Annotated in this window: 21 protein-coding genes and 4 tRNA genes; 9 read left to right on the top strand and 16 right to left on the bottom strand. The window is 46.3% G+C overall.

Annotated elements, in window-relative coordinates; genetic code table 11:
* Positions 1-132: 132 nt before the first annotated feature.
* Positions 133-3,069, bottom strand: coding sequence for a TonB-dependent receptor (locus ACXAFQ_RS16345; protein ID WP_474824503.1), 2,937 nt, complete (start codon positions 3,067-3,069; stop codon positions 133-135).
* A gap of 625 nt (positions 3,070-3,694) precedes the next feature.
* Between ACXAFQ_RS16345 and ACXAFQ_RS16340 the strand changes: the two genes are divergently transcribed.
* From ACXAFQ_RS16340 to ACXAFQ_RS16325, 4 genes are all read left to right on the top strand, one after another.
* The gene (locus ACXAFQ_RS16340) at positions 3,695-4,495 is read left to right on the top strand and encodes a UDP-2,3-diacylglucosamine diphosphatase (RefSeq protein WP_474824502.1); all 801 of its coding nucleotides are present in this window, start codon (positions 3,695-3,697) and stop codon (positions 4,493-4,495) included.
* Positions 4,496-4,613: 118 nt separating this feature from the next.
* Positions 4,614-6,332, top strand: coding sequence for a bifunctional ornithine lipid synthase OlsF (olsF, locus tag ACXAFQ_RS16335; RefSeq protein WP_474824501.1), 1,719 nt, complete (start codon positions 4,614-4,616; stop codon positions 6,330-6,332).
* Between the two features lie 213 nt (positions 6,333-6,545).
* Positions 6,546-6,938: a BlaI/MecI/CopY family transcriptional regulator gene (locus ACXAFQ_RS16330; RefSeq protein WP_474824500.1), complete on the top strand. Its 393-nt coding sequence runs from the start codon at positions 6,546-6,548 to the stop codon at positions 6,936-6,938.
* Positions 6,931-8,121 carry a M56 family metallopeptidase gene (locus tag ACXAFQ_RS16325; RefSeq protein WP_474824499.1) on the top strand — a complete coding sequence of 397 codons (1,191 nt, stop codon included), beginning with the start codon at positions 6,931-6,933 and terminating at the stop codon, positions 8,119-8,121. The genes ACXAFQ_RS16330 and ACXAFQ_RS16325 overlap by 8 nt, the downstream gene beginning before the upstream one ends.
* Before the next feature lie 56 nt (positions 8,122-8,177).
* On the opposite strand, the gene ACXAFQ_RS16320 is transcribed toward ACXAFQ_RS16325, so the two are convergent.
* A complete protein-coding gene (locus ACXAFQ_RS16320; protein ID WP_474824498.1) occupies positions 8,178-8,492 on the bottom strand; it encodes a hypothetical protein in 315 nt (104 codons plus the stop codon).
* Between the two features lie 201 nt (positions 8,493-8,693).
* Between ACXAFQ_RS16320 and ACXAFQ_RS16315 the strand changes: the two genes are divergently transcribed.
* On the top strand, positions 8,694-8,864 hold the full coding sequence (locus ACXAFQ_RS16315) for a hypothetical protein (RefSeq protein WP_474824497.1): 171 nt from the start codon (positions 8,694-8,696) through the stop codon (positions 8,862-8,864).
* Positions 8,865-8,987: 123 nt separating this feature from the next.
* On the opposite strand, the gene ppiD is transcribed toward ACXAFQ_RS16315, so the two are convergent.
* The 3 genes from ppiD to lon all read right to left on the bottom strand — a co-directional run bounded on the left by ppiD (position 8,988) and on the right by lon (position 14,062).
* The gene (gene ppiD, locus ACXAFQ_RS16310) at positions 8,988-10,880 is read right to left on the bottom strand and encodes a peptidylprolyl isomerase (RefSeq protein ID WP_474824495.1); all 1,893 of its coding nucleotides are present in this window, start codon (positions 10,878-10,880) and stop codon (positions 8,988-8,990) included.
* A gap of 239 nt (positions 10,881-11,119) precedes the next feature.
* Positions 11,120-11,392 carry a nucleoid-associated protein HU-beta gene (gene hupB / locus ACXAFQ_RS16305; protein WP_070126647.1) on the bottom strand — a complete coding sequence of 91 codons (273 nt, stop codon included), beginning with the start codon at positions 11,390-11,392 and terminating at the stop codon, positions 11,120-11,122.
* Between the two features lie 315 nt (positions 11,393-11,707).
* The gene (lon, locus tag ACXAFQ_RS16300) at positions 11,708-14,062 is read right to left on the bottom strand and encodes an endopeptidase La (protein ID WP_474824493.1); all 2,355 of its coding nucleotides are present in this window, start codon (positions 14,060-14,062) and stop codon (positions 11,708-11,710) included.
* Between the two features lie 301 nt (positions 14,063-14,363).
* Between lon and ACXAFQ_RS16295 the strand changes: the two genes are divergently transcribed.
* A complete protein-coding gene (locus ACXAFQ_RS16295) occupies positions 14,364-14,885 on the top strand; it encodes a pilus assembly FimT family protein (protein ID WP_474824492.1) in 522 nt (173 codons plus the stop codon).
* 102 nt (positions 14,886-14,987) lie between these two features.
* Here the strand turns inward: ACXAFQ_RS16295 and clpX are convergent, their stop codons facing one another.
* The 7 genes from clpX to ACXAFQ_RS16260 form a co-directional block, all read right to left on the bottom strand.
* Positions 14,988-16,262 (bottom strand): ATP-dependent protease ATP-binding subunit ClpX, encoded by a 1,275-nt coding sequence (gene clpX, locus ACXAFQ_RS16290; RefSeq protein WP_070126644.1) that lies wholly within the window; start codon positions 16,260-16,262, stop codon positions 14,988-14,990.
* A gap of 74 nt (positions 16,263-16,336) precedes the next feature.
* A complete protein-coding gene (gene clpP, locus ACXAFQ_RS16285; protein WP_070126643.1) occupies positions 16,337-16,963 on the bottom strand; it encodes an ATP-dependent Clp endopeptidase proteolytic subunit ClpP in 627 nt (208 codons plus the stop codon).
* A gap of 98 nt (positions 16,964-17,061) precedes the next feature.
* The gene (gene tig, locus ACXAFQ_RS16280) at positions 17,062-18,366 is read right to left on the bottom strand and encodes a trigger factor (RefSeq protein WP_474824489.1); all 1,305 of its coding nucleotides are present in this window, start codon (positions 18,364-18,366) and stop codon (positions 17,062-17,064) included.
* Between the two features lie 272 nt (positions 18,367-18,638).
* A tRNA-Pro gene (locus ACXAFQ_RS16275) sits at positions 18,639-18,715 on the bottom strand.
* Between the two features lie 97 nt (positions 18,716-18,812).
* Positions 18,813-18,888, bottom strand: a tRNA-His gene (locus tag ACXAFQ_RS16270).
* Positions 18,889-18,970: 82 nt separating this feature from the next.
* Positions 18,971-19,047, bottom strand: a tRNA-Arg gene (locus tag ACXAFQ_RS16265).
* A gap of 24 nt (positions 19,048-19,071) precedes the next feature.
* Positions 19,072-19,148: transfer RNA gene (locus ACXAFQ_RS16260), tRNA-Pro, on the bottom strand.
* Positions 19,149-19,379: 231 nt separating this feature from the next.
* On the opposite strand from ACXAFQ_RS16260, the gene folD reads away from it, so the two are divergent.
* Positions 19,380-20,234, top strand: coding sequence for a bifunctional methylenetetrahydrofolate dehydrogenase/methenyltetrahydrofolate cyclohydrolase FolD (gene folD, locus ACXAFQ_RS16255; protein ID WP_070126641.1), 855 nt, complete (start codon positions 19,380-19,382; stop codon positions 20,232-20,234).
* On the top strand, positions 20,231-20,779 hold the full coding sequence (locus ACXAFQ_RS16250) for a DUF1415 domain-containing protein (RefSeq protein WP_474824487.1): 549 nt from the start codon (positions 20,231-20,233) through the stop codon (positions 20,777-20,779). The genes folD and ACXAFQ_RS16250 overlap by 4 nt, the downstream gene beginning before the upstream one ends.
* Before the next feature lie 43 nt (positions 20,780-20,822).
* Here ACXAFQ_RS16250 and ACXAFQ_RS16245 read toward each other — a convergent pair whose 3' ends face one another.
* Genes ACXAFQ_RS16245 through ACXAFQ_RS16230 form a run of 4 tightly spaced genes read right to left on the bottom strand, consistent with a single transcriptional unit; the run spans position 20,823 to position 25,322 of the window.
* Positions 20,823-21,806, bottom strand: coding sequence for a DUF4340 domain-containing protein (locus ACXAFQ_RS16245; protein ID WP_474824485.1), 984 nt, complete (start codon positions 21,804-21,806; stop codon positions 20,823-20,825).
* On the bottom strand, positions 21,803-23,662 hold the full coding sequence (locus ACXAFQ_RS16240) for a GldG family protein (RefSeq protein WP_474824483.1): 1,860 nt from the start codon (positions 23,660-23,662) through the stop codon (positions 21,803-21,805). Before ACXAFQ_RS16240 ends, ACXAFQ_RS16245 begins: the two co-directional genes overlap by 4 nt.
* Before the next feature lie 2 nt (positions 23,663-23,664).
* Positions 23,665-24,396, bottom strand: a complete 732-nt coding sequence (locus ACXAFQ_RS16235; RefSeq protein ID WP_474824481.1) for an ABC transporter permease subunit — start codon at positions 24,394-24,396, stop codon at positions 23,665-23,667.
* A complete protein-coding gene (locus ACXAFQ_RS16230) occupies positions 24,396-25,322 on the bottom strand; it encodes an ABC transporter ATP-binding protein (RefSeq protein ID WP_474824479.1) in 927 nt (308 codons plus the stop codon). Before ACXAFQ_RS16230 ends, ACXAFQ_RS16235 begins: the two co-directional genes overlap by 1 nt.
* A 324-nt stretch (positions 25,323-25,646) precedes the next feature.
* Between ACXAFQ_RS16230 and tsaA the strand changes: the two genes are divergently transcribed.
* A complete protein-coding gene (gene tsaA / locus ACXAFQ_RS16225) occupies positions 25,647-26,360 on the top strand; it encodes a tRNA (N6-threonylcarbamoyladenosine(37)-N6)-methyltransferase TrmO (protein ID WP_474824477.1) in 714 nt (237 codons plus the stop codon).
* The last annotated feature ends 86 nt before the right edge of the window (positions 26,361-26,446 follow it).

Genomic DNA, 26,446 nt, shown 5'->3' with positions numbered 1-26,446 from the left:
CAATGATTGCCAATGGATGCCAGCGCGTGTCATCGCTAGTTAAATATCCTCATGGTTTTCTACATGTAAAAAAAAGCCTCTGCAAAATGCAGAGGCTTTCTATTTATCGCTATAGCGAATTACGAAGTCAGATTAGAAATCGTAAGATGCAGTGAACTGCACGCGACGCGGTGTTTGGTACGTCTGCGCCAAGCCAAATGATGCACTATCATCGTTAGCCGCAATCTCAGCCACTTCGTTGTAACGTGTTGCTGTGGATGCGTTGAAGACGTTAAATACGTCTACAGCAAAGCGGATTTTCTGGTCCTGGATATGCAGGTTGTAAGTGAAGTTTAAGTCTAAACGTGCAGTCCATGGCGTTGTACCCATGCTGCCACGTGGGAAGTATTTGTCACCCACCCAGTAAGTATCACCGTATTGGTAAAGATCTGAATCTGGCGTGTAACCGGCGCCCAGCGCAGTCCATGGACGACCAGAAGCAATGTTCAGGTTAGCACCAATCAGGAAGTCTTCCGTTACAGCGAAAGCACCGTAAACTTTGATGTTGTGACGACGATCCGCAGGCAGATTACCGTACGCACCATCCATCAGGTATGGGTAGTCCCAATCCTGCGTTAAGCCTGCATCGTCCTGACCATTATCAGATTTAACAAAACCTTCGGTATTACCGTAGTTGTGCGACCAGGTATACAAGGCTTTCAGTGACCACACTTTGTCCCATGTTTTTTCGATGGTTAAATCAACTGCAGTGTAACGACGTTTAGCATCTGGGTAACCTAGTTCTTCAGCCGTAAAGCTATACTCTTCAGTAACACCATCGCCATCGAGGTCGAAGTTGAAAGTGGCACCACTGCCCGGGTTAAACAGGAACCAGTTTTCACCCAGGTAGTTTCCGTCTTCATCAGTAAAGATATAAGAACCATCGTCAATCTGGTTGCCCAGATCGCGATAAGTCGCCTTGATGCCCCATGACCAGTCATCATTAATTTGAGCCTGGTAGCCAACAATCACTTCATCATTGTACATTGGGTCTAGGTTCTTATCCGCCAGGGTGTTAGACGCTTTTGCAGTACCGTCACCGCCGTTAGAGATAGCAGGATCACCCAACTGATTGCTTAATCCTACTGGCGTACCGTCTGCATTCAAACCTTCATACTCGTACCAAGTTTGAATATAGGTTTCTGCACCTGCCAAACGAATGTTGGTATTGGCAGCAACAGGCAAATAGTAACGACCTGCCGTCATGTATAACTTGCTTTCGCCGTCGCCATTAATATCCCAGGACGCGCCAAGACGTGGTGCAATCTGGTTATCGATAGATACGAACTCGTCGCCTTCCGCATTATAGTTGGTGAAGCTGTCGTTACGCAGACCCAGGTTCAGCGTGACGGTATCAGTAACAGCCCACTCATCTTCAATGTAGATAGCCCAGTTTTCTACTTCAAACTCGCCGATATTCTCATAGTTACGAACGCGAGTTGTCTTCATGGTTTCAGGTAACACATAGCCGTTAGGCAGTTGTGAACCAGCTTCATACGTACGGTAGTAGTAGTAGATGCCACCCGAGTTAAGCGTTGCGGCATTTGCTGTGTTGGTTTCAGAGTCGTAACCAAACTTCAACGTATGATTGTCACCCACGTACCAATTGAAATCTAAACGCATTTGTTCACGTTTGTCTTCATTTGCGCCAACGGTAGTAGTTACATAACACGTTGTACGAGAAGCAGTATCTGCGTCGTAGCCCACCGGACAATCATCAAAATCTGAGTAATCCGTTTCTGAGAACTTCACCACACCGTACATAGCAGACATACTGAAATCATCAGTCAGGTTACCGGTATAGCGCAATGCATAACTTTCACCACCACGGGTATGGTAAGCAACACCGCCTTGTTCATCAAAGTTGCCGTCGTCGTTGCTATCGTTGTAAATGGTTTCTGAATACGTACGTTTATCGCTGAAACCCCATAACATCAACTGGTGGTCATCGTTGATATTCCAGTCGATTCTCGCCAGATAATACGGGTCATCATCTTTCTCTACGCTCAGCGTGCTCACTGAATCATCGTTACGAGTATCGTTATCACGAGCGGTGTAGATACCATAGAAGAAGAGTTTGTCTTCAATCAGTGCACCGGAAGCATAAATATTCGTTTCCAGTGAACGGGAATAATCACCACCGTTGTTTAGGTACAGATCGCCAATACACTGGCCATCAGCATCACCACAACGATCGTTCTGACGGTAAACCGAGTTTGGTGCCTGCTCAGTGAGTGACGCTGGAGAATAAATGGTTTGAACGCCGAAGTGGAAGTCGTTAGTACCTGATTTAGTTACCGCAGAGATAAGGCCACCTGTTGAACGACCAAACTCAGACGAATAACCACCGGTCTTAACCTGGAAACCATCATAAGCAGTAAACGGAATCGTAGCACCACCCAGACCATTTCGGAAGTTGGTCAAATTAAGACCATTCACGTAATACGCGTTTTCAGCAACAGAGGCACCACCAAACGATGCTTGATCGCCAAAACGGCTATCGCCTTCAGTCGCACCCGGTGCAAGCAGCGCTACAGAAGTCACTGAGCGAGCAATAGGAAGAAGATCAAGCTCTTCGGAACTGATGTTTAACGATGACTCTGTAGACGATACATCAACGGCACGAATTGCCGTACCCACCACACCAATGTGCTCAACATCACCTTCTGTCATAGGAACAGATAGCTGAGCGGTTTTACCAACACCGATAATCACGTCATTGATTTGCGCTTGCTGGAAGCCTGGCTTTGACACGGTAATAGTATATTTGCCAACGGGAACGGTATTGAGGTTGAACTCGCCGTTTTCATCAGCTTCCAGGATTCTTGAATAACCCTTTGATGGATCCGCAATGGTAATGGTTGCGCCTGCCAGCGAGCCGCCGGATGCTGAGACAACGCTACCTTTGATAGCGCCGTCAACGTTATCTGCCATGGCAGGCATAGAAGCACTTAAGGTCATCGCCACGGCTACGGCGGTCAATGAACCCTTAAATGACCCCTTAAATGAATTGGAAAAGCTTTTTTTCATTATTGTTTCCCTGTGAAACTTTATTGTTTGTTCGTTGTTATTTCTTACACAGTAACTGCGTACCCCTGGTTTATTAATTAAGCTAAATTTTAAACTCAACTAAAACGGGGCGAATAATTAACACAGCAATCCAAATAAGTTCAATTTTTGAATTAACATAATCGACAAAACAACAAGAAAACAGCTTGAAATAAAAAACTAATTCACTATTAATAATTTATAAAATAACTATAAATAAAAATAAAGCGCATTTTTTAATCGATTAAAATAAAACTACCACAAAAGAAAAAATCATTTAAAATCAATGAAGTGAAAATTTTAAGTAAAGGTTATAGACTTTAATGAAAAACGAACAAATATAAAAAACAAGCTTAAACAAAATTTAAAATAAATATACATAAAAAATTAAAAGACTAAATTTAGAACAACAATTAAAACCTAAAATAAAAATGAATCACCACAAAAAATCAAATAGGAATCATTTGAAAAATCAGAAATAATAACGCCATTTGCTGTTGTCATTAATCCGTCATTCAACCTTCACCTTGTTGTCAACGAACAGTCACCTGACTGTAAATTAACCAACCTAAGATATCCTTCCAAAGTTACTGCTTTGGAAATGATGATGAAACCTACCCACTACCGCACACTCTGGTTGTCTGACATCCATCTTGGCAATAAAGATTGCAAAGCCGAGTATCTTCTCAACTTCCTCAATAACGTCACCGTCGATACGCTCTATCTGGTTGGCGATATTGTTGATATGTGGGAAATGCGTCGTCAGTTCCGCTGGCCAGAAGCGCATAATCAGGTGCTACATACTTTTATGAAAATGAGTCGTGAAGGCACCAAAGTGGTATACCTGCCGGGTAATCATGATGAGCCCTTGCAGTCATACTCAGGCATGGACTTTGGCGAAATTGAAATTCGTCGCGAGTATGTACACACCACAGCGCAAGGAAAGCAGTACCTCATTCTTCATGGCGATCAATTTGACGCCGATGTCACCATTGGAAAGTTTCACGCCTGGATCGGGGATAAGGGCTATGACTTGTTGCTGTTTCTAAACCGCTGGTACAACCGGTTTCGCCAGTGGCGTAATAACGACTACTGGTCGTTGGCAGGCTACATCAAAAAACACATTAAAGGGGCAAATACTGCCATTGCTCGTTACCGTGAAGCGTGTTGCAACCGAGCTCGAAAATTACAGCTTGATGGCGTGATTTGCGGCCATATTCACCATCCCGAAAGTACCATGGAAGACGGTATTCACTATATTAACGATGGAGACTGGATTGAAAACTGCTCAGCCTTGGGTGAAGACATGAGCGGCAATCTTAAACTCATCAGTTGGATAGAGCAGATGCAAGCACAAAGTACAGTAACCGAATTCAAACCACAGACGAAATCGACTAAAGCAGCCTAGCCAGATCAGGCACGCGGCTTCGACAAAATGATGCGCTTGTCACTGAAGTGACACGAAAGTGCTCAAAAAACGTCACAGTCGATTGCTAACGTACGGTTAAAAATATAGGAATAGAATTATGTTTACTGTCGATGATGTACTCACCCAGCATTATCCGCAGGTGGTGGATAAGCCCTGGTTATTCAAGTCGCTCTCATTTGTTTTACGCCATCTTTTGCACGAGCGGGAGATCACTGAATTCGGCGAAACCTACCCTCACTACGAAGACATCGATTTTGTTGAACAGGTGCTTGAATACTTTAATGTAAGCTACTCCACCCGTGACGTTGAAAAAGAACGGATCCCCAGCGACGGTCGTGTAGTAATTATCGCGAACCACCCTATTGGCTCCCTCGACGGCTTGGCCTTAATTAAGCTGGTAAGTGAAGTGCGCCACGATTTGAAAGTCGTTGCCAATCAAATGTTGATGGCGATAGAGCCTCTGCATAACATGTTGCTACCGGTAAACAACATGCAGGGTGGCACGCCCAAACAGCATCTCGAAGCCATTCATAATCACCTTGCCGGTGAAGGTGCTGTTCTGATATTTCCTGCCGGGGAAGTGTCGCGATTACGTCCTCAAGGTGTGCGTGATACACGCTGGCACACTGGGTTTCTGCGAATAGCAAAACAAACCAAATCACCAGTGTTACCGGTGTATATCGATGCGAAAAATTCGCCGCTTTTTTACAGCGTCTCTATGGTGTACAAACCCCTGGCTACAGCGCTACTGGTGAAGGAAATGTTCAAGCAGCGTAAGAAGCACCTGCCTATGCGCATTGGTGAAGTGATCCCTTACGAAGCTTACAGCCAGCTTACACTGCCGCTGAAAGAACAAGTGCAACTGTTTAAGCGACACCTTTATCGCATTGGATCTAACCGTAAAGGTGTTTTGGCGACACAAGCGCCCATTGCTATGCCGGAAGATCGCAAAGAGCTTTCCAGAGCTATTAAGCAATGTGAACATCTTGGCCACACGTCAGACGGAAAACACATTTATCTCTATCAGCATCAGGGTTACTCGCCCATCATGCGCGAGATTGGTCGATTAAGAGAAATCGCCTTTCGTGCTGTAGGTGAAGGCACTAACCGTCGCCGCGACATAGACCAATATGATTCCCATTATTATCACCTGGTCTTGTGGGACGAAAGTGATTTAGAAATTGTCGGGGCTTATCGATTTGGCGACGCGAAATTATTGAGTGCTGAAGGCCATCCTACCGGGCTTTATTCCGCGACCCTGTTTAACTACAGCGGCGATAACGAAAAGCTTTTTACTCAGGGCTTAGAATTGGGACGCAGCTTTGTGCAGCCCCGTTACTGGGGAAAGCGTAGCCTTGACTACCTGTGGATGGGAATAGGCGCATTTCTGGCCCGCTACTCACAATACCGATATCTGTTTGGTGCTGTGTCTATCAGCAACGCCTACCCCCAACCCGCTAAAGATTTACTGGTACAGTTTTATCGTCAGCATTTTCCGGCCAAATTCGGCGAAGCGACATCCCGGCTGCCCTACCAGGTATCTGCAGACGTGATTGAAACGTTCAGCGGTGAAGACTATAAAAAAGAGTTCACCCTGCTGAAACACTTACTCGCCAACATGGGCGTGAACGTGCCAACCCTCTACAAACAATACTCTGAAGTGGCTCACGATGGCGGTGTCGCCTTTCTCGACTTCAACGTAGATCCGGATTTCAACGATTGTATTGACGGGCTTGTGGTAGTGGATATGGATATGCTCACCGATAAGAAGCGCAAGCGCTATTTACAATACACCGGGCTTTCAAAAACAGCCTGACTTGACGGCTGCTCAGATCACGCGCCCAGCTATGCTGGGCGCAGTGCTTTTACCGCTGTAAACCTCTCAAGATAACGCTTAATAGTTTTACTCAAGATATTTCTGCGTTCGACGTTTTAACCCACGTCATTTCAGTGAACAAAAATTAAACTTGCAGTTTACTATTACACATGTAATCTTAATTAAGACTACAGACGTAATCGGTAAACAAACATGAGTGAAAAACACAATAAGCCAGATATTTCCAATGCAGAATATGACGTACTTGACGTGCTTTGGGAAGGTTACCCCGCCTCAGCTAGCGAGATCATAGGTCGTTTAAACGAACGCAAAGCCTGGCATGAAAAAACCGTAAAAACCTTGCTTGGACGACTGGTAAAAAAAGGCGTTCTCAGTTTCGTGAAGCAACAGCGACAATACCTCTACACCCCGTTAATAGCACGACAAGCATACCGGGAAAGCGAAACCGAAACCTTTGTAAGCCGCCTTTTCAAAGGCAAAGTCGCCCCATTGGTCGCAGGTTTTGCGAACCAAAAAAATCTGTCTAAACAGGATGTGGATGAACTCAAAGCACTCATAGCAAAATGGGAAAAAGACAATGACTGAATGGTTGATTGCCCAGCAGTACATTATTTCAGTAGCGGCATTACTCTTGATAGCGATAGAGAAATGGCTACCCGGGAAAATCGGCGCGCTGCGCAGTTATCAACTGTGGTGCTTGTTCCCCGCCATGCTTCTGGCAAACAACCTGCCGCTTGATTTCATACCTCACAGTACAAGCGGTATAACAAACTATGTGGTTGGCATGAAGCCCACGACTACAATGCCAACGGCATTTCCCTTTCTGACTCTATGGGCTTTAGTTGCGTCATTAATATTTACCTCGGTGATTATTCAGTATTGGCGATTATCCCGTTCAATCAATAAACGCGACATGACGGTATTCGGAACCAACATAAAAACGTCTGAAAAAGTCACCTCTCCCCTGCTGTTCGGCATCGTGTATCCAACGATAATTCTACCTGCCGATTTTGCAGAGCAGTTCAGTACCTCGCAGCAGGAGTTGATCATTAAACACGAAACGGTTCACCTGCGCCGGGGGGACAGCTTATGGAATGCATTGGCTTTACTCACCCTTTGCCTGTTCTGGTTTAATCCCCTCATTTGGCTGGCCGTGAGAGCATTCCGAATGAGCCAGGAATTAGCGTGTGACGAAACCGTTCTAAAAAATTCGACCAAAGAAGTAAAAGTCGATTACGCCAAAGCACTCGTTCAGTGTGCGGGCAACAATGCTTACAGCAGCTCGCTGTACCCTACTCTCGGAGATAAAAAGACCATGATGAAACGACTAGAAATGATATCTGCACCGATAAAGACAAATAAACGCATCACAGTAGCGACCATGCTCACCGCACTATTGCTTCTGGGTAATACTGCATTAGCGAACATGCCGTCACCGTCAGAACATGACGATAAAATTAACATGGCCACGCCGGTTATTCGAATCGACCCGGTGTATCCTCAGCAAGCCCTCAGTGAGCATATTGAGGGAGAAGTTGTCCTTAAGTTTGATATTAGCGCCACAGGCAAAACAGACAATATTACGATTGTCAGTGCTTCGCCCGCAGGCCTGTTCGATGAGAGTGCTAAAACAGCCTTGGCGCAGTGGCATTACAAACCCCGTGTTCAAGGAGGAAAAGCCATGGTTCAAAAAGATTTACTGGTAAAAATGAAGTTTAAACTGAAGCAAGAGCCTGAAATTGTCCGGGTAATGCCTAAGCAAGACTAACCATAGTAAGAATTGATAAAGGGGCTATATGCCCTTTTTATCATATTGGATTTTCATCACTCAGCATAATCCACGATTTCCCGGGTATCAGGCCGGATTTCTACGCGGTGGCCCGACACATCCAACTGCACGTTTCCCGTCGTTGGGTCCCGCTCGATTACTGTACTTTTGCGGTAGGTATCGTAACCAAGAATACTGCCAGGCTTTAACAGCATGGCTAAGTCGATATTATTAGGCGCGTCCTGAGCAATCTGCGTCAGTGGCATACTGTAGTCGTCGATGCCAATATTTTGTGGTCGGTCAGCGGCATGGGTCAGCAGTGGGAGAAATGCCAGGCTTGCAGCAACGATTCCTGTGTACGCTTTCTTCATCTGGTCGTTCTCCTATATATACCGTTTAAGCGCCTCTACAACTTTCGTATAACACACTTTGCTTGATACATGTTTCAGCAAGAACTATTCCAATCGGAAAAAACCTTTAAGATCAATGGCTGGTAAAAATCAGGTTAGCACTATGGTGTTTTTTACCGTATTTTTGCATCATATTTGCAACACCTCAGGGAAAATTTTACCGTGATAAAAATTATTGTACTTGTTCCTCTACTACTGAGTTTGCTGTGGTTTGCTTATTTAAGAGCAAATAAGTGGTCACTCTCTCAGGGCAAACAGGGATTCCTGTATATTCTCGTCCTCTCGGCGGTGATTGCTGCGTTCTACACAGTGATGATGGTTCTCACCCACTAGCGATGCCAGTAAAGGGCAATTGCGTTTTCTACAGGCGAAAAAAAGGGTGCGAATATCGCACCCTTATTCATTTATTCGCGGCAATGCTATGTTTCTTAGCAAAGCGCCTCGTATCGATAGTGTTTAACGAGTGGCCGCCGTCTCAATATCAGCACCTTCACGCAAAGATTTTACAAACGCAGCATAAGCCGTTTGACTATTCGCACCGGCAAGGCGTTGTTGGATAGCTGCTACTGTTGCATCGTCTGCGGCTTCTGGCGCTTTCACGTCGAGCAGTTCAATCAAGGCAACATCGCCACTGCCAAGACGTGCGACGCGACGAGATTTGCCTTCTGCTGGCGCAAGCGTAAACAGCGTGCTTACCACATTGGCAGGAAGCTGCTGATTAGCGCGATTCACGTTTTCTGCAGTTTCCCAACTCAGCGAACGGTTTGCTAATGCGTCATCAATCGTATTACCTGCATCCAGTTCAGCAAGCTGCGATTCGGCCCAACTCTCAGCAGCCTGCTGAGACTTTTCAGCACGCAGTGAGGCTGTGATGGCATCGCGCACTTCGTCAAGCGCTTTGGTTCGCTGCGGCTCATGCTCGCTCACACGCACAACCACAACGGTATTCGCATCCATTTCAATCAAATCGCTGTTAACCTGCTCTTCAATTAACTCAGGAGAAAATACGTCACTGACAACCTGAGGGTTATCAATAGCGGCGGGTACTTGATTACGACTGAATTGCTCTGTGGTTTCGATTGATGTATTCGCCACGGCAGCCACTTCGTCAAGTGTGTCTGGCACTTCAAAAGCAACCTCGGCCATACGAGACTGTAGTTCGTAGAACTTATCTGTGGCACGTTCGGTGGTCAGGCTTTCTTTAATGCTATCTTTCACTTCCGCTAGCGTTTTAACGGTTTCCGGCTGAAGCTCAGTCAACTTGATAATGTGGTAACCATACTCTGTGCGCACCACGTCAGTAATATCACCAACGGATTCGAGAGCGAATGCTGCGTCATCAAATGCATCATCCATTTGGCCCGGCATGATAAAGTCTAAATCACCGCCTTCTTCTGCAGAGCCAAAGTCATCAGAATTTTCTTCTGCTAACGTTGCAAAATCAGCGCCGTCTTTCAGCTCAGCAAGCAGAGATTCCGCTTTTTGCTGGGCTTCTTCGCTGTCTTCTTCTGACGCAATTAAAATGTGCGAAACACGACGACGCTCTTCGGTACGATACTGATCTTTATTCTCTTCATACCAGGCAGCAATGTCTTCGTCAGAAACCGATACATCGCCTTTAAGATCATCAACAGACAGCTTCACATAAGAAACAGCGACTTTCTCTTCGGTATCAAACGCAGTGATATTAGTATCGTAGTAGCTTTGAATATCGGCATCAGTAATATCTACTTCATCAGCAAACGGGGCTGAATCGATGACAAGATATCGGGCATCACGTGTTTGTGCCTGAAGCGCATATACACGCTTGGCTTCGCCCGGTAGGGCAAAATCAGATACACCCAACGCGCGGGTCAGTTGCTCACGGGTTAACTGTGTGCGCAGCAAATCTCTGAAATCACTCGGCTGATAGCCGTTCTGACGCAGCAGCATCAGATAACGATCGTTGTTAAATTCGCCGCCGCTTTGAAACTCAGGCATATTACGAATGGTGTTACGAATTTGCTCGTCACCCACTCTCAAACCCAGCTCTTCCGCTTTTTGTAAAACCAATTTCTCGTCTATCAGGCTGTCTAATACGCCGCCACGAAATTGCTGAAGATAACCTTCGTCAGCAAACAGTGCTGATACGCTCTCACCGTACTGCGATTCCATGCGACTACGCTGAGACTGATAAGCTCGCTCTAATTCATTCAGACTGATTTCTTCGCCATTTACGGTTGCGGCAACTGTCTCGCCTGAGCTATTCAGGTAGCTGCCAACGCCCGCGAACACAAAGCTCAGCACGACCAAACCAATGATGATCATCGCCCAGGGGCCCTGCGAACCTTCTCGGATTCTTTCTAACATGACTTACATTCAACTCCGTTGCTTACTTCTCAAAGCCCACGGTCCGTACGATGCGGTGTGGACAAAATATGCCAGATTATATCGATTCCCCCCGCCAAACGCGACATTACCATCAGTCTATTTGCAAGAATCATCGATTAATCCAGTCAATTTGCCGGGATGGACTGCGGGAGCTTAGGGGTAGGACAAATAAAAAAGGCGATGGTTCTGACCATCGCCTTTTGTCAAATCTTGTTTGCTTAGTTACAAGCGTCTTTCAGAGCTTTACCAGCTTTGAAAGAAGGTACTTTAGCAGCAGCGATTTGGATTGTGTCACCAGTCTGCGGGTTACGGCCAGTGCGCGCAGAGCGCTCACGAACCGCGAACGTACCGAAACCTACCAGTGCGACCTGATCACCTTCTTTAAGCGCTGCGGTAACTGCATCAGTGAATGCATCTAATGCACGGCCTGCAGCAGCTTTAGAGATATCTGCACCAGCAGCGATTTGGTCGATTAGTTGAGACTTGTTCACAATTATGATCCCCTTCGATTGTTATTATACTGTTTGTCCGAAAACAGTGATTGTCTTTTCGAACGTTATAACAAGCTTGATTAATAGATTCAAGTACAGTGTTACAATTATTTAACGTTTAATGATTCGCTGCAATCCCTTTAGAGACAAGGCTTCAAGCGAGTACGTTGTAAAGGTAACACAACTTCTGAGAGTTGAAAGCCCTAAATTTGAAAAAATCATCGAATTTAAGGCTTCAACGTTTATTTTTTAAGCAAAAACAAAAAAATGACGCTGGATCCCGCGTGTTTACTGCGATCCAGCTTTCTCTAGCTGTCACTTTTCAGTGACAACCTTAAACGACTCAACAGGCTCCTGAAGCGCAATATCGAGCACCTCATCAATCCATTGAACCGGATGTATCGACAAATCCGCTTTCACGTTGTCTGGAATTTCTTCCAAATCACGCTCATTGTCTTTAGGAATAACCACCGTTTTAATACCGCCTCGGTGAGCCGCCAGTAACTTCTCTTTCAAACCACCGATGGCCAATACTTCCCCGCGTAGCGTAATTTCACCCGTCATGGCCACTTCACACTTCACCGGATTACCCGTAAGCGTTGATACGAGCGCCGTACACATAGCAATACCCGCGCTTGGCCCGTCTTTTGGTGTCGCACCTTCAGGAACGTGTACGTGAATGTCACGTTTTTCGTAGAAATCTGCATTAATACGCAGTTTTTCTGCACGACTTCTTACCACCGTCATCGCAGCTTGAATAGATTCCTGCATCACATCGCCCAGTGAACCGGTAGATGTCATTTTGCCCTTCCCTGGAACTGCAGTGGTTTCGATAGTCAACAAATCACCACCAACCTGAGTCCATGCAAGACCAGTTACCTGACCAATCTGGTTGTCTTTGTCTGCTTTACCGTAATCGAAGCGCTGAACACCGAGGTAGTCTTTCAGGTTTTCCTGCGTCACCACCACTTTGTCTTTACTCTTGCTAAGCAAAATGTCTTTCACGGCTTTGCGGCAAACTTTCGAGATCTCACGCTCAAGACTTCGCACACCCGCTTCACGGGTATAGTAACGAATCATACCAATGATGGCAGACTCAGTGATATCTAACTCTTTCGCTTTAAGACCGTTTCTTTCCATCTGTTTTGAAATCAGATGACGGGTAGCAATATTGAGCTTTTCATCTTCGGTATAACCCGATAAACGAATCACTTCCATACGGTCTAACAACGGACCTGGAATATTCATGCTATTTGAAGTTGCCACGAACATGACATCAGACAGGTCGTAATCGACTTCCAGGTAATGGTCGCTAAAGCTGCTGTTTTGCTCGGGGTCGAGCACTTCTAATAACGCAGACGATGGGTCACCACGCATGTCAGAAGACATCTTGTCGATTTCATCTAATAGGAACAGCGGGTTTTTCACCCCTACTTTCGACATTTTTTGAATCAGCTTACCGGGTAAAGAACCGATATAAGTACGACGATGTCCACGAATTTCCGCTTCGTCACGCACACCACCCAGTGCCATACGCACATATTTGCGACCAGTCGCTTTGGCGATAGACTGACCTAATGAGGTTTTACCTACACCTGGAGGGCCCACTAAACAAAGAATTGGGCCTTTAAGTTTTCTGACGCGCTTTTGAACAGCCAGATACTCAACAATGCGCTCTTTGACTTTCTCCAGACCGTAGTGGTCTGCATTCAGTACTTTTTCAGCCAGTGACAAATCTTTCTTTACTGCACTGCGTTTATGCCAAGGAACATTCGTTAGCCATTCAATATAGCTACGTACCACTGTGGCTTCCGCCGACATTGGTGACATCATCTTCAGCTTCTGCAACTCAGCTCGCGCCTTGTCTTCGGCTTCCTGAGGCATCTTCGCTTCTTCGATCTTTTTACTCAGTGCTTCAAATTCGTCAGGGGCGTCGTCAAGCTCACCCAGTTCTTTCTGAATGGCTTTCATCTGCTCATTCAGGTAGTACTCACGCTGGCTTTTCTCCATTTGCTTTTTCACACGGGTACGAATTTTCTTTTCGACCTGTAGCAAATCAATTTCACCTTCCATCAGTGCCATCAAATATTCGAGACGTTCGTTCACGCCTTTCATCTCTAACACCTTTTGTTTTTCAGCGAGCTTCAATGGCATATGCGCCGCCATGGTGTCTGCCAGGCGAGCCGCATCTTCGATACCATTTAAAGAAGTGAGCACTTCAGGCGGGATTTTCTTATTCAGTTTGACGTAACCCTCAAACTGCGACACTGCCGAGCGAATAAGCACTTCCTGCTCGTTCTCAGGAAGCAGTTCGTCTTCAACACGGTTTACCTGAGCAACAAAGAATGGCTCAGCTTGCTCATAGCTGTGAATTTCTCCACGCACGTTACCTTCAACCAGCACTTTAACGGTACCGTCGGGTAACTTGAGCAATTGTAAAATCGTCGCCAACGTACCTACTTCAAAAATATCATCCGCCTCAGGCTCATCAACACTGGCGTCTTTCTGAGCGACTAGAAAAATTTGTTTATCATTTTCCATTGCCGCTTCAAGGCAACGAATGGATTTTTCCCTACCAACAAATAGCGGTATGACCATATGGGGATAAACGACTACGTCCCGTAAGGCAAGTACGGGGATCTCAATGCGATCTTCACGCTCTACTGTCATACGTGTTCTCTGTATTGTTCATAATGTGAATTGATATGGGGATGCACAGGCAAAGTTCAATCAATCCTGTGTTAAACCTTGTTACTTTAACCATTATCGATTTTTAATGATGGTGCAACCTTTTTGTGTGGTCGACAGAAATGAAGTCAGCTAACTGTTCATTTATCCAACTTTGTACTGCTTAGTTATTAATAAAGACAACTATTATTAAATAAATAGAACCTGTTTATTACATGTAAAATACAAAAATGCGTTAATATTTAGTCATATCCCAGACTTTATATTTGTACTGAAACTTGTTATGAAATTGTCATCATCCTCATCTCAAGCTGGCTTCTCTCTGATTGAACTGGTTCTTGTTATTATCATACTCGGTGTGTTGGCAGTAACAGCGGCTCCGCGTTTTGTTGACATTCAGGATGATGCACAGGCAGCCAGCGTGCAGGGTGTTGGTACAGCGTTTGGTGCCAGTGTCAGACTCGCGCGTCTGAAATGGCAGGCTAGTGGTTACGCCGGAGCGGTCGATGATCTTGATGTTTTTGGTAATGGCGAGAGACTGGTAGACTTTAACGTTTACGGGTGGCCAGTACAAAGTTACTGGGTGTCTGAAGAAAGTCCTGTGCTGGATAACAGCTGGGACTGCACTTCTGTTTGGAATACGCTTTTAATAGAGGGCAGCCCCACAGTAGCAGAAGATACTTCTGCGGACTATCAGGCAACCTACGTTGATGGCACCTGTACATTTATTCTGGTGAACCAGCCGGCATTTTCTATCTTTTACAGCTCAGTGACGGGCGAAGTCACTGTTGATGCTGCACTGTAACACCATCGTGGACTGCAACGCCTTACTCTAAAGAGTTTAAGGCTAATCCGCACAAACAAAAAAGGCCCTTTCGGGCCTTTTTCATTCAAATACTAAACGCCGTTATTCAGACGCCGCTTTTTTCTCTTCACTCTTGTACATCAAAATAGGCTTCGACTCGCCTTTAATAACAGACTCGTCGATGACTACCTTACAAACATTTTCCATAGAAGGCAGTTCGTACATGGTATCAAGAAGTACAGCTTCTACGATTGAACGCAAACCACGAGCACCGGTTTTCCGCTGCATCGCTTTTCGCGCAATAGCATTAAGCGCATCGTCACGGAATTCAAGCTCTGTTTCTTCCATGGCAAACAATGCTGCATACTGTTTAGTAATCGCATTTTTCGGCTCACGGAGAATTTGAATTAACGCTTCTTCGTTCAGCTCTTCCAGACTGGTTACCACTGGCAAACGACCAATAAATTCTGGAATAAGACCGTATTTCACCAAATCTTCCGGCTCAACACGTTTGAACAAATCGCTCAGTTCACGTTGGCTTTCTTTAGACTTCACTGACGCACCGAAACCAATACCGGTATCTTTGTTGGCACGTTGCTCAATCACTTTATCGAGACCCGCGAATGCGCCACCACAGATGAACAGAATCTTCGACGTATCGACCTGCAGGAACTCCTGCTGCGGGTGTTTACGACCGCCCTGAGGAGGCACCGAAGCGACAGTACCTTCAATCAGTTTCAGTAGCGCCTGCTGAACACCTTCACCAGACACATCACGGGTGATCGATGGGTTGTCAGACTTGCGGGAAATCTTGTCGATTTCATCGATATAGACAATGCCGCGCTGGGCTTTTTCTACGTCGTAATCGCACTTCTGAAGCAGCTTCTGAATAATATTCTCTACGTCTTCACCTACATAACCCGCTTCGGTCAGCGTTGTCGCATCGGCCATAGTGAAAGGCACATCCAGCAATCTTGCTAAGGTTTCTGCGAGTAGGGTTTTACCACTACCTGTAGGACCAATCAGCAGGATGTTACTTTTACCTAACTCCACGCCTTCATGAACATCACCATTACGCAGGCGTTTGTAGTGGTTATATACCGCTACAGACAATACCTTTTTGGCATGCTCCTGACCAATAACATAATCATCGAGATGAGTATGAATTTCCTGAGGTTTAGGAAGCGCATCCTGTTTTTGCTTAGGTGCAATTTCCTTAATTTCCTCACGAATGATGTCGTTACATAACTCGACACACTCGTCACAAATAAAAACGGACGGTCCTGCTATCAGCTTACGTACTTCATGCTGGCTTTTGCCACAAAAAGAGCAGTACAAAAGCTTGTTATCGCCGTCGCCGTTCTGCTTGTCACTCATTACACTTTGCCTCTGCCTTTCCTGAACAAATAGATTTCGTGCGGGTACACGAGTTCAGGCTATCTATAACTATACTACTTAGTGGCGGCTGCGTCAGATCGATTTGTTAAAATCTGATCGATCAGGCCATATTCCTTGGCTTCTGCTGCACTAAGGAAGTTATCCCGATCCGTATCGCGTGCAACTTTTTCATAATCCTGACCAGTATGTTCCGCCATCAGACGGTTCATTTTTTCTTTAATAGACAGAATTTCTTTCGCGTGGATTTCAAAATCCGACGCCTGTCCCTGGAAACCACCTAGCGGCTGGTGAATCATCACGCGAGAATTAGGCAGACAAAAACGCTTGCCCTTCGCACCACCTGACAACAGGAACGCGCCCATACTCGCAGCCTGACCAATACATACTGTACTTACGTCTGGTTTAATAAAATTCATGGTGTCGTAGATTGCCATACCGGCAGTCACTGAACCGCCTGGAGAGTTGATATACAGGAAGATATCTTTCTCTGGATTCTCGGCTTCAAGGAATAACATTTGGGCGACAATCAAATTCGCCATGTGGTCTTCGACCTGGCCCACTAAGAAAATCACATTTTCTTTCAGTAGACGGGAATAAATATCGTAGGAACGTTCACCTTTAGACGTCTGCTCGACGACCATCGGCACCAATGCATCTTGTGGTTCAAATGGGTTTATCATATCTACCTTGATTTCTTAGCGTTAAAAACAAAAATGCCCGGAAGGTTCCGAGCATTTAAGCAGTTGCTGACAGGTTAAGTCAATCAGAGGGTAATAAATTACGCCTGTTTGTTCATAACCTCGTCAAAAGCTTTGGTGACATCCTGAGTTTTGGCATTTTCCAGCACCCAATCAATCGCCTGCTCTTCCAGTGCGACGTTGCGCATCTGGTTCATCAGTTCTTCGTTAGCTTTATAATAGTCCACAACTTCCTGAGGATCTTCATAAGCTGACGCTGCAGACTCAATTAAAGCCATTACTTTTTCGTCATCTGCTTTCAGTTCGTTCTGCTTGATCACTTCACCTAACAGCAGACCGATGCGAACACGACGTGTTGCATTGTCAGTGAACAGTTCAGCTGGCAGTTCTGGCATGTTGGCGCCGCCGCCCTGTTGGCTGAAACGTTGTTTAGCCTGTTCACGCAGTGCGTTTACTTCTTGATCGATCAGTGCTTTAGGCACGTCAAATTCGTTCTTTTCAAGAAGTTTAGTAATAACATCTTCTTTTACGGTAGTTTTCAGTGTTTGAGTCAGTTCGCGTTCCATGTTTTTACGCACTTCCGCTTTTAATGCCTCAACACCACCTTCTTCTACACCGAAGAGCTTAGCAAATTCTTCATCAACGTCAGGTAATTGCTTACCTTCAACTTTTTGAACTGTTACGTCGAATACCGCTTCTTTACCTTTCAGGTTTTCCGCGTGGTAGTCTTCAGGGAAAGTCACTTCAACTTTCACTTCTTCGCCTTTCTTCGCGCCTACCAGTGGCTCTTCAAAGCCTGGGATCATGCGGTTCTGGCCCAGTTCCAGTGTAAAGTCTTCTGCTTTGCCACCTTCAAATTCTTCACCGTCAACCTTACCTACGAAGTCGATAACTACACGGTCATCTTTTTTCGCTTTACGCTTAACTTCTTTCCAGGTTGCGTGTTGCTTTTGCAGTGTCTCCATCATGTTATCGAGGTCAGCGTCGGAAATTTCAACCACTGGCTTCTCAATTTCGATGTCTGCTACGCCCTGAACTTCAACTTCAGGATACACTTCAAATGCTGCAACGAACTCTAAATCCTGGCCATTTTCATCTTTAACCAGTTCAAAAGAAGGCATGCCTGCAGGATTAATTTTTTCCTGAACAATTGCCTGGTAGAAGTTTTGTTGCATTACATCGCCAGCAACTTCCTGACGAACAGCTGCGCCGAAACGCTTCTGGATCACGCTTACTGGTACTTTACCAGGACGGAAACCGTTGATGCGTTGCGTTTTTGATAGTTGTTGAAGACGCGCTTTAACCGCAGAATCAACAGAATCTGCTGGAACGGTAATAGTAAGACGGCGTTCTAAACCCTGGGTCGTCTCGACTGAAACTTGCATTTTGTTACCTCAACTGTGCGTCTTAAAGTGACGCTTTGTTTGAATCCCCTTCCCGTCCTTGCCTGATTCGGCGCGTAACACCGGGGTTAGAGGGACTGTTATTCAACAGTGTTAAACCGTTGTTTAATCACATTGGTTAAAAAAAGACGCGGTAGTATACAAGCAGCTTTTTGCAGAGTCGAGAGGGTTTGGCAACAAATCACAGGAAATTAGTCTGTTGACGCAAGATTTCTGCGAAGATGTAGAAAATACAGGGAAAATTGGGAAATAAATGGTCGGTGAGACAGGATTTGAACCTGCGACCCCTTGGACCCAAACCAAGTGCGCTACCAAACTGCGCCACTCACCGAGCAGAATTTTTTCGAAGACGTAAGGAATGCGTCAAAGAAAGCCAACCGATATTGGCTAAAGGTGATTTGCACTATTCTTCCCTATTAAAGGAAGAGTGGGGTGGACGATGGGACTTGAACCCACGACAACCGGAATCACAATCCGGGGCTCTACCAACTGAGCTACGCCCACCACAGGATAGTGCATTTACAAACATCGCTATTCTACGACATAAATAACTGTTTGTCAGTCATTTTTTCCTGCCAGCTCGCTATGGCGCGTCCGGCAGGATTCGAACCTGCGACCCACGGCTTAGAAGGCCGTTGCTCTATCCAGCTGAGCTACGGACGCCCGACGAATCGACGTTTGTAAAAGTGGTCGGTGAGACAGGATTTGAACCTGCGACCCCTTGGACCCAAACCAAGTGCGCTACCAAACTGCGCCACTCACCGACTGTGTAAGGCAGTAATGTTCCCTGCCGTTACGGGGTGCGAATACTATAGCCAACATCCCAACTCGTCAAACACTTTTTTCAATAAAATTACTGACCGCTCACAAACCGCGCAATCCTCTTTTTTTTTGACCAATCTGCTGCTCTTTTATGCACATATTCACTTTGGCAAGGTGTCGCAACATGTGAAACAATATAGAGAGTAACGTAATGATATGAGAAGAATACATTCATGAGTGCCCACCTTATTGATGGCAAGGTCATTGCCAAACAAGTTCGCCAGGACGTAGCGACTTATGTTGAATCACTGAAAGAAGCCGGAAAGCGATGTCCGGGTCTGGCGGTTGTATTAGTAGGAAGCGATGCAGCTTCTCAAGTTTATGTATCGAATAAACGTAAAGCTTGTGAAGAAGTCGGTTTTGTTTCCCGCTCATTCGATTTACCTGCAGATACTTCAGAAGAAGAATTGTTATCTGTCGTCGATAAGCTGAATGACGATCCTGAAATCGACGGTATCTTAGTACAGCTTCCATTACCTGCCGGTTTGAATGCTGAGCGTGTGCTGGAACGTATTGAACCGCACAAAGACGTAGACGGTTTCCATCCCTACAACATTGGTCGTTTAGCGCAGCGTATCCCCGCCCTGCGCCCTTGTACGCCCAAAGGCATCATGACCATGATTGAAGCCACAAAACGTCCTGTGAAGGGATTAGACGCGGTTATTGTGGGTGCCAGTAATATTGTTGGTCGTCCAATGGCCCTTGAATTACTGCTTGCAGGCTGTACGGTGACAACGTGCCATAAGTTTACTCAGGATCTGAAATCCCATGTGAGTCGTGCAGATCTATTGGTGGTTGCAGTGGGCAAGCCTAACTTTATTCCTGGCGACTGGATTAAACCAGGTGCCATTGTGATTGATGTGGGCATCAATCGTGTTGCTGATGGCTCTTTGGTTGGAGACGTCGACTTCGAAAACGCCAGAAATCGCGCAGGTTATATTACCCCTGTTCCAGGCGGCGTAGGCCCGATGACGGTTGCAAGCCTGATCGAAAATACTTTAGAAGCTTACGTTAAGTACCATTCATGAAGCTTGAAGACCGGGTGGCCATTGCCACCCGCGAATGGGTAGCTAGCGTCGTTATTGGATATAATTTTTGTCCTTTCGCCCGCCCCGTTTTTGAACCTGACCGAATAAAATACGCCGTAGATCATAGCGATAACGTTGGGGATGTATTGGAAACCCTCTACCAAAGCTGTCTCGAATTGCGTGAGAATGACAACATCGCTACCACGCTGGTCATATTCGACAACTGCGCCCAGAACTTTGACGACTATCTCGATGTGCTGGCCATGGCAGAACAACTTATGGAGCAAAGCGGTTTTAGTGGTGAGTTTCAATTGGCCAGTTTTCATCCTGACTATCAGTTTGATGGTGAGGATGAATCGTCACCGGGGAATTTCACCAACCGGAGCCCTTACCCCACCCTGCACATCATTCGTGAACACGATATTGAACAGGCTATGCGGGGTAAAGAAGATTCATCGGCGATATACGAACGCAACATGCGTAAAGCCGAATCCCTCGGCTGTGCACATTTCGCCGGCATTCTTGATGACCTAAGAAAGCGTTAATACTGATATACCGTACGACAACGCTTTCTATCGATGTATCGAATTAACCTTGAACCATCATGTCGCGGCTAAGTAAAAACGGCCGCGCCTGACTTTCTGTTAAAACGAATTTCCACTCCGTAAACCAAGGCTTCGCACCTGGCACCTCAAAACGAAGTTCGTAACCGGCTTGTTTACCTGACGCGATGTAAGCCATTACCTCAGTGCCATCCTCAAGAGTAAATACAAGTTGGCTTAGCTGGGCCTGTTGATCCCATTGCGCAGGGACATATGGCGAAACGGCCTCAAAGTTAAAAGCCAGCATTTTATCAACGGCCTGACCAATCACAGTGGGGTAACGTAGCGTTTCAGTTGGTGCTAGATCAGATATTTGCCAACCATCCACACTTTCACCATGGCGATCAAGATTAAGCAACGGCGCACCATTCAGCGCGATAACGATGTCACGAATTGCCGTACTGGTGAATGGCAGTATGTCTCTAGTTAACCAACTGCTGCGATTTTCAGGCAACCGATAGTTTTTATCCACCAGCACACTGGTCTGGCTCTCCGGTTGGCGAACATAGGTACCTCGTCCTCCTGCTGCCTGACGTCCCACTAACAGTGATGTGGCATCATTGGCACCACCGGTTTCAATCAACACAGATTGCGCGTCTTCGTCACGCACACTTTCGACCCCTAGGCGATGATAGAAATCAGGTTGAGAGGTTTTTAATTCCACCACACCAGTTTGTGACAAGTCGATAACCAGCCTTGCCAGTTTTTTGGTGTCGACGGGAAAAGTCATCACGGTATCTAAGTGGGTCGCTATCCAGCGATCAGTGTCTTTCACCGCGGAAAAAAGCACGCCTTGGTGATTCTCAATTTTTATCCTTTGAAAATCTTTCGCTGCATTTTCCAGCTCCAACTCCAGCTTGTGACCTTCAAACGCCATCACTTCGTTATTGCCACTTTGCAAATAAAGCCACACTGAAGCACCGGTGCTGACTATTACTAGAAGCAATAAAATGATAATACGTAGATTCATGTGCTTGCTCCTTTCATGTAGGCCTTACCAGCACGGCGTTTAAATAAAAATGCCAACAACCAGATCAGGATTATCAATATGGCGGGAGCCACGACAATGTTGAACAACTTCAATTTGTCGCCGAGTTTGTCGATTTCGCGGTCTAACTGAAAACGCACTTCCCTTAGCGCCTGACGGATCTCAAGTCGCTTAGCTAAGTGCTCGTCGATGGTAGCCTGCTGCTGTTCGGTATAAACAATAGCTCCGCTCATACCTTGTTGCCCTTGCATCTCACGCAGCCGCTGTTCTGTTTTGGCCAGCTCTGCCTGTAGCCTTTCTTCTTCTTCGCGATAAGAAGCCTGCGCCGCGGTTTCCAAACTATCCACCCGGCTGAACGGGCGTGCAAAGGTTCCACGGGAACGAATACTGATTAATGCATCACTGCCTGCCAGATTTTCGATAGCGTTAACCACAAAATCCCCGTTATTCGCAAACGGCGTAAACACGGTATCACCGTAAAACGCCGATTGCTGCACCCAGAAACGGTCTGCCAACATATCGGCATCTGCAACAACAATGAGGTTCAGATTCTCGGTCTCTGCAACATAGTTTGCCGCGCGTTGTGGGTTTTGCGGGCGCTGATAAAACGACTTTGCTTTGCCTTGGTATCGTGCTGCTAACGTGTAGGTTTTCGTATTACCGCCAAAACCCCGGTGTAATGCCGAAGGGTTGGCAGTTTGCGCATAATTATCGGCATTAGTGAGGCCTGCATTCAACGTCGAGCGCATTAAAGGTTGCATCTTCAGTCCGCCGCCACGAACAGCCTCTAAAGCACCAAACGATGCACCGTTTAGGGAATCAAGGTTTGCGGTTACCACATCTTGTCGATCAAGCTGATTAGCCGTTAATCCAAGGATCCCAAAGTGCTTTACCATTGCACCATTTTCTTCCTGCAAATCGAACGCGAGTTGCGCGTCGAGCACAACATTTGTGAGGTCGACTTTCACGCCCCACCCCCGCAGTAAGGGCAATGAAGAGCGATTTGCCCCCACTTCCCGCAATGCAGCTAGCGCGCCGGTTTCATAATGAGGGTCAACGAAAGCTACAACCCGCCCGTTGTGCATGGCAAACTGATCGATGGCATACAGCAACTCATCCGATAGTGCCTGTGGGTGCATAAGCATGACAACGTCAGTGTCTTCCGGCAATTGCCTGTTTTTGCTACTGACCAACTGCACATCGTAAAGCTGAGAGAGTTGCTGATAAAACACTGTTGGCGCGGCAAATCGCCCGCTCAGAGGGTCCTGCCCGCCCGCGACGGGCAGGTCAGTTACCAACGCTAAACGAATCTCGTCAGGCTGGCTAAGTTGATAAATTAACTTACTAATTTCGTATTCGAGGAACTGCGCATTTTTTTCATCAAAAAAGGGAATCGCGAACTGATCATCAAGTAAATTGGTACCGGCCAGCCCGAAATAAACGGATTCACCGGCATTCCCTACGGCAGCGCTGGTAAGCCCGAACTGGTTAGCGCGGTCTTCATTTTCAGAAAACGGAATAGGGTCAACAACCTGCAATTTCACTTTACCATTCGACGCTTGAGCATATTCCCGTAACAAGCTCTGCACCCGGTTTGCATAGTTACGAAGGCGAGTTTTCCCGGTAGTGGTCGTGTCTGAAAAGAAAAAGTACAGTGTGACCGGCTCGTTTAGCCCCTCAAGTACATTTCGTGTTCCCTGAGACAGGGAAAACACCGAATCCTCGGTTAAATCAACACGATGTCGACTTAGCAGCTGGTTGTTCAAATAAACCAACATGACAAACAGCACGGCCAACAGAAATAGGCTGATTAAGGCAGAAATCTTTTTCATCGTCATGGTTAGTCCGCCTTATTCTCGTCAATGATAATAACACTGGCAAACAGCCACGAGGCCGTCACAAGAACGAAGTAAGCCACATCAGAAGCAGCGAGGACGCCCTTCGCCATCGCATCAAAGTGAGTAAGAAAACTGAACGAAGCCACCGTATCCACGACAAGATTGCTTGCCCAGTTTTTAAACGCATCGATGACGATGTCTGATCCACTCACCACAAAGATAAAACACACTACGACAGACAGTACAAACGCCACCACCTGACTACGACTTACTGCAGACAGGCACTGACTGATTGCCAAAAAAGCGCCAGACATCAACCAACTGCCAATGTAAGCCGCAACAATAATACCGTTGTCCGGTGAGCCAAGGTAATTCACGGTTAACCACAGTGGGGTTGTCATGAGTAAGGCCAGACCAAGAATCGTCCAGCAAGCTAAAAATTTACCGATAACCGTTTGTGTAGTAGAAACCGGTAATGTCATAAGCAATTCAATGGTGCCGGATTTCTTTTCTTCTGCCCAACTACGCATGGCGATAGCAGGCACCAGAAACAAATATAGCCAGGGGTGGAAATCAAAAAATGGCAGTAAGTCTGCCTGTCCACGGGCATAAAAATCGCCCATAAAGAATGTACAAACACCGCTTAACACAAGAAAAATAGCGATATACACATAGGCAATAGGAGTGGCAAAAAAGCTACCGAATTCCCTGCGGGCAATAGTTAGACTGCGCATTACAAAGCCCCCTTGCCAATGGTGATTTCGCGGAATACGTCGTCCAGGCGACCGGTTTCAATAGTGAACTTATCAACCGGCAGGCGGAAATGGCTAACGTGTTCGGTCACCGGCGCCATGATGAGTTTACCTGGCTCGGGGAACAAGGTGATATCACCGGTTTCGCGGTCGATTTCCATTTCTTCCACCCCATCGATTTCGGCCAACCCTGAGATATCTGCGGCATAACTGAAATGGAGCGTGATTGCCTGATGATACCTTGAGCGACACTGCAGCTCGTAGGGCGTACCGTCGAACAATTTTTTACCCTCGTGAATGATCATTGCCCGGTTACATACCGCACTCACTTCTTCGAGAATATGTGTTGAGATAATTACAATTTTTTCTTTTGATAGTTTCTTAATTAACTCACGCACTTCATGCTTTTGATTGGGGTCGAGGCCATCAGTGGGTTCATCAAGGATGAGAATATCGGGATCATGAATAATGGCCTGAGCAAGACCAATGCGATGACGAAAGCCTTTAGATAATTTGTCTATCTGGCGATTCAATACATCGCGTAACTCAACCTGCTCAATCACATTCTGTAATCGCGCTTTGCGACGTTTGCCTTTAAGGCCCCGAACGCCAGCGATAAAACACAGGAACTGAAACACCGTCATATCACCGTATAACGGCGCGCCTTCAGGTAAATACCCGATCACTTCCTGCAATGCTTTCGCATCACCCGGCATATTCTGCCCGTTTATTTCGATGGAGCCAGAAGTGGGTTCGAGGAAACCTGTCAGCATTTTCATGGTTGTGGATTTGCCGGCACCGTTGGGTCCTAGAAATCCTACAATTTCACCGGGCTTTATGGTGAAAGACAATTCATCAACCGCTTTCAGGCGATGAAAATGTCGGGATAGATTGTCTACAACTATCATAGCTTTCCGTCTGCTACTGCATATTTGTTCTGACATCTGTAGGAAACAGATGATGTTTGATGTCGTTTGAGCTGCAACTTTTATGCTCTGCGCACAATCGGGCCATCAGTTTGCCATATCTGTGCGCGTCTGACACGACCGGAATAGGAATTCAGAAATAAAAAAAAGCCTTACCGGAAAACCGGTAAGGCAGAGTGTCTGGGTTCCAGGGAGACCGAGAACCAACCCAGAAAGGCCCTCGGGGAAATAACCAGGCACACGTTACCGGCAAATTGTGAGATAATTATGACAACTGATAATTTTCACTAATGAGATGCTCCGGCCATGGCGCTACCGACAGATATTCTGCCAATCGGTACCATTGAAACCCCGTTCAAACAGAAATTTGCAATTCCCAGACAGCCAAATCTTACCGACGCCCGAGGCACGATTACGTTTGGCGATGAATTCGCCGATCCCCGCGCCTTCGATGACATAGAAAACTACAGCCACCTGTGGCTGCTATTTTATTTCCATGAAACCGCAGAGCGAGGGTGGAAGCCCGCAGTGAAAGCCCCTCGCCTGGGCGGGAATGCCACTACGGGTGTTTTTGCATCTCGCAGTACACACCGGCCTAACAGCATTGGTATGTCAGTGGTGAAGAATAACGGTGTAACAATAAAAGATGGCAAAGCAATACTGTGTGTTTCCGGTGTTGATTTAGTAAGTGGCACGCCAATTTTGGATATTAAGCCCTACATTGCTTACGCGGATGCTATTTCTTCAGCCACCGACAGCATCACCGCCGTTGCCCCTATTCCCGCGCTCGAGGTGACCTTATCTTCTCAGGCACAACAGCGCTGCCAGCAGGTGCGCAACGACTTTCCTGACCTGGAATCACTGATTTGCGAGGTACTGGCACAAGATCCCCGCCCCGCGTACAAACAAAAGTTACAAAGCGACCCAAAAACCTACAAAGTCATGCTCTATAATTTTGATATTAGCTGGCGTGTAACAAACGATGGCGTGGTCGTTGAAGCTATTGATCGCACGGCATAACCGGCGTTAAACACTAAACCGGAAAAACGACTTTTTCGGACATTTTTATACTGCTAGAATGGCGCCGTTTTTTATTTCTGTATAGG

The organism is Alteromonas sp. ABH2_165, from assembly GCF_056159945.1.
This window is presented reverse-complemented; position numbering and strand designations above follow the sequence as displayed.